This is a genomic window from Chitinophaga sp. (assembly GCF_035564935.1).
In the GTDB taxonomy this organism is placed as follows: domain Bacteria; phylum Bacteroidota; class Bacteroidia; order Chitinophagales; family Chitinophagaceae; genus Chitinophaga.
This window is the reverse complement of record NZ_DATMTE010000777.1, coordinates 1-5,163: the sequence shown is the minus strand read 5'-3', so window position 1 is coordinate 5,163 and position 5,163 is coordinate 1. Positions and strand designations below refer to the sequence as shown.

The window sequence follows — 5,163 nt, the reverse complement described above, 5'->3', positions numbered from 1 at the left end:
GGCAAATTTCCGAATAAAGGCATAGCCGGTTTTGATCCGCCGGGCGCCCAACAGGATGGCAACGACTGGGTATTGGTGCTGGATACTTATGTGCCCGGCAAAACAGTATACCTCTTTACTTCTTTCAGAGAACCCGCCACCGGCGGATTGCAGTTGCTTTATAGTTACGATGGCTATCACTGGATGAACCTGGGCCACTCTTTTCTGCAACCACAGGTAGGAGAGAAGAAATTAATGCGCGATCCATCTATAGTGCAGGGCCCTGATGGTACTTTTCACCTGGTGTGGACCAGTAGCTGGAAGAATGATAAAGGCTTTGGCTACGCCAGTTCCAGGGACCTGGTGCATTGGTCGCCACAGCGCAGTATCCCGGTGATGGAACATGAGCCGGCAACGGTGAATGTTTGGGCGCCCGAACTTTTTTATGATAAGGAAGCAGATCAGTTCATTATTATCTGGGCATCAGCTATCCCGCATCGCTTTCCCCGCGGGCAGGAAGAGGAAGATAATAACCATCGTATGTATTATACGACCACGAAAGACTTTCATACTTTTTCTCCTGCAAAATTATTTCTTGACCCTGGTTTCAGTATGATTGATGCCACTATTGTACAGCAGGCCGCCGGTAAATATGTACTGGTGCTGAAAGATAATACCCGGCCTGAACGGAACCTGAAAGTGGCATTTGGTAAACATGCCCTGGGGCCGTACACACATGTTTCTGCACCGTTTACAGGCTCCTTCACAGAAGGGCCGGCTACGGTTAAAGTGGGTAACGACTGGCTTATTTATTTTGATGCCTACCGCGATAAATATTATGGTGCAGTAAAAACAAGCGACTTTAAAACATTCACCAATGTGTCAGACCAGGTGCAGGTGCCGGAAGGACATAAGCATGGTTCTATCTTTACAATAACAGAAAGTACACTGGACATTTTACAACAGGCAGCACAGGATACCGTAAGGTATACCGGGCAAACCCGTGTTAATATCGATTATCATCACGGGCAGCTGAGCCCCGCTATGGGCGTGCATAACATACAGGTGTTACGCGCCAACAGGGAACATCCGGAAAAAGCAGAAGGCACCGGCTATACCTATAATCACGCCCCCATGCTGGCCTATTGGAACAATACCTTTTACCTGGAATACCTGAGCGACCAGGTGAGTGAAAGCGTACCACCAGGACAAACACTCCTCGTTACTTCAAAAGACGGGTATAATTGGTCAAAGCCCGAAATCATTTTCCCTCTTTATAAAATACCGGATGGCACTACCAAGCAAGGCTATCCCGGAATGGCGCACAACCTGTATGCCGTTATGCATCAGCGTATGGGCTTCTATACATCTAAGAAGAAACGGCTGCTGGCATTGGCTTTTTATGGTATCTGCCTGGACGACGACGACCGGCCCAATGATGGTAAAGGCATTGGACGCGTGGTCCGGGAAATATTGCCGGACGGGCGTTTTGGACCTGTTTATTTCATCCGTTATAACCCTGCATGGAATGAAAAAAATACGGCTTATCCCAATTATATTAGCAGCCCCGATAAAGGTTTTGTAGAAGCCTGCAACGAATTGCTGGCAGATCCGCTGGTAACGCAGCAGTGGAATGAAGAAGCAGACCGGAACGATCCGCTGATACCACTAAAGAAACAATATAAAGCACTCAGCTATTATCACCTGCCAGACGGAAGGGTAGTTGGACTTTGGAAAAATGCACTCACAGCCATCAGTAATGATGGCGGTAAAACATGGCCTGAATCGGCCGTGCGCGCGCCTGGTTTTGTAAACGCCAATGCCAAGATCTGGGGCCAGCGTACTTCCGATGGCCGGTATGCTACCGTGTATAATCCGTCTGAATACCGCTGGCCGCTGGCGGTTTCAGTAAGCGATAACGGCCTTGAATATACGAATATGCTGCTGGTACAGGGCGAAATATCACCGCTGCGTTATAAAGGCTTTTTTAAAGATTATGGCCCGCAGTATGTAAGAGGCATCACGGAAAATAATGGTACTCCACCTGATGGAAATATGTGGATTACGTATAGTATGAATAAGGAAGATATCTGGGTGGCACGTATCCCGGTTCCTGTAAGAGATAAAGCAACGGCGCCGGTAAATGAAGTGTTTAAGCAGATGTTACCCGATACAGCATTGAAGTTATGGAATATTTACAGTCCCCGCTGGGCGCCTGTAAGAATAGAACAAACACCAGGCGGACCTGCGCTGGCACTGAGTGATGGCGACCGGTACGACTTTGCAAAGGCGGAGCGCTTATTCCCCGAAACGCAGAACGCGGTAGTGGAATTTTCCGTTACACCCGCGCAAAACAACAATGGGCTGCTGCATGCGGAACTACAGGACACTAAAGGCAATCCCTGTGTGCGGCTCATGTTTGAAGCAGATGGCATACTAAGGGCGAAAGCAGGAGCCAAGTTTAAGAACATTATGAAGTATGACGCCGGTACTACTTATAACATCCGCATTACGCTGAATACCGCTACCCGTTTTTATACGGTAAATATCAATGGGAAGCAGGCGTTGACCCAGCTCACTTTTGCGCCGGTACAAAGTGTGGCGCGCATAGTGTTTCGTACCGGCATGCCACGGCATACGCCGGATGCTGATACGCCTGCAGCGCAAACTTTTGATGTGCCGGACGCCGGGGAACCGGAAGCGTTGGCAACATTTTACATCGGGTCGCTGAAAACATCCGGCGCTGATCATCTGTAAAAAATACTGAAAATAACGCTAATGATTATACGTAATTGCTGTACAGCCATTTTATTTTTTATTGCCTTACAGGCACAAGGGCAGCCTGCAAAATATAAGACAGGCATTGTTACCGATCAGTTCATATTTGAAAAGGCGCCGTTCCCTTCCTGTCATGCTTCCACTATTGCAGAAACAAAGCAGGGCTTAATCGCCGCCTGGTTTGGCGGTACTAAGGAACGGCATCCTGATGTAGGCATCTGGGTAAGCCGTAAACAAAAAAACGGCAGTCAGTGGACAGCCCCGGTGGAGGTAGCAAATGGCAAACAACCCAACGGCACCCGCTTTGCCTGCTGGAACCCGGTGTTGTACCAGGTTCCCGGCGGCGATTTATTATTGTTCTATAAAGTAGGGCCTAAAGTATCGGAGTGGAAAGCATGGATGCTTACTTCCAAAGATGATGGCGCCACCTGGTCGGCTCCACAGGCTTTGCCAGAGGGGTACCTTGGACCAATAAAGAATAAGCCGGTGCTGTTAAGCGATGGTACATTGCTTTGCCCGTCAAGTACTGAAGGCGACCGCTGGAGAGTACATTTTGAATCTACAAAAGATAATGGTAAAAGCTGGGAGAAAACCGCGGCTGTTAATGGTGGTGATACCCTGAATGCTATACAGCCAAGTATCTTGTTTTATCCGGGTGGTAAGCTGCAGGCACTTTGCCGGAGTAAGAACAGGTCTATACTTGAAACATGGTCGGAAGACAATGGCCGCACCTGGTCGCCTTTGGCAGCTACAGCATTACCTAACAACAATTCCGGAACAGATGCGGTAACACTCCCGGATGGCCGGCAGCTGCTGGTATATAACCATGTGTTACCACCAGACGGGCAGGCCAAAGGTCCGCGTACCCCCTTAAACGTAGCCATATCAGAAGATGGTAAAGCCTGGAGCGCTGCACTGGTACTGGAAGATTCTCCCGTTAGCCAGTATTCCTATCCTGCTGTGATCGTCGGTACAGACGGATTTATACATATTGTTTACACCTGGAGAAGGGAGCGGATCAAATATGTAAAAGTGGATCCGAAACAACTGCAACTAAAACCAATTAAAAACGGGCACTGGCCTGATTAATTTATAACTGTTATGAACCGTCGTCGTTTTTTGATCAATACAACTACAGCTATCACTGCGGGATTGCTGTACCGCAACTTCACAACCGGTGCTGCCCCGTATTCACCGCAACGGTATAAAATTGCGGTGTGCGACTGGATGATCCTGAAGCGCCAGAAGCTGGGCGCATTCCAGTTAACGAAGGATATTGGCGCTGATGGCGTGGAGCTGGACATGGGTGGATTAGGCGCCCGTGAAACATTTGATAGCAAACTCGCAGATCCGGCTATCTGCCGGCAATTTAAAGAGGAAGCAAACCGCCTGAACCTGGAGATCAGCTCCATAGCCATGTCGGGTTTCTATGCACAGTCGTTTGCAGAACGGCCGGGTGTGGATCGCATGGTGCAGGACTGTATCAATACCATGCAACAGCTCAAAGTAAAAGTAGCTTTTCTGCCGCTGGGTGTGCAGGGCGACCTGGTACAGCATCCGGAACTGCGGCCACAGATTGTTAAACGTCTGAAAGCCGCGGCAGCACAGGCGGAGAAGGCAGGTGTGATAATTGGTATAGAAACCGCGCTGGATGCAGCAGGAGAAGTGAAATTATTGGAAGATATTGGTTCCCCTGCCATACAAAGCTATTTCAATTTTGCCAATGCACTGGAAGCAGGGCGCGACCTGCAAAAGGAGCTGCGCATACTTGGCAAAGAACGCATCTGCCAGATCCATTGTACCGATAAAGACGGCGTATGGCTGCAGGACAATCCGCGTATTCATCTCCCTAAAGTAAAACAAACGCTGGATGAAATGGGCTGGAGCGGATGGCTGGTAATAGAACGCTCGCGCAATGCGAAGGACCCGCGTAATGTAAAATGGAACTTCAGCGCTAACACCGCCTATTTAAAATCAGTTTTTCAACAAGTGTGATCCGGCGCCATGAAGAAAATATTATCTGCTTTATTATTATTGGTTACTACCAGTGTGTATGCGCAGGACATACAGCTGTTTGATAACGACTGGCGTTTTCATCGTGGCGGGGCACAGGGCGCTGATAAACCGGAGTTTGATGATGCCCAATGGCGGAAAGTGGATCTGCCGCACGATTGGAGTATAGAAGATCTTCCCGGCACCACATCGCCTTTTAACCGCGATGCCGTGAGCCAGGCAAGCGGCGGATTCACTACCGGCGGTACGGGTTGGTACCGTAAAACTTTTATCCCACCGGCTGCATTCCGCGGAAAACGGGTACAGCTGCAGTTCGACGGTGTATACATGAATGCAGAGGTATGGCTCAATGGAAAACGTTTGGGCAAACACCCTTACGGCTATACGTCATTT

The 5,163-nt window shown here is 49.1% G+C and carries 4 protein-coding genes; all 4 read left to right on the top strand.

Annotated features, from left to right (window positions below; genetic code table 11):
- Positions 1-2,736 (top strand): family 43 glycosylhydrolase (locus tag VN105_RS20105; protein WP_325643532.1); only part of this gene is annotated, 2,736 nt, incomplete at its 5' end.
- Positions 2,737-2,757: 21 nt separating this feature from the next.
- Positions 2,758-3,846: a sialidase family protein gene (locus VN105_RS20100; RefSeq protein ID WP_325643530.1), complete on the top strand. Its 1,089-nt coding sequence runs from the start codon at positions 2,758-2,760 to the stop codon at positions 3,844-3,846.
- A 12-nt stretch (positions 3,847-3,858) separates the two neighbouring features.
- On the top strand, positions 3,859-4,752 hold the full coding sequence (locus VN105_RS20095; RefSeq protein ID WP_325643528.1) for a sugar phosphate isomerase/epimerase family protein: 894 nt from the start codon (positions 3,859-3,861) through the stop codon (positions 4,750-4,752).
- A 9-nt stretch (positions 4,753-4,761) separates the two neighbouring features.
- The coding region (locus tag VN105_RS20090; RefSeq protein ID WP_325643526.1) for a sugar-binding domain-containing protein at positions 4,762-5,163 on the top strand (402 nt) is incomplete at its 3' end.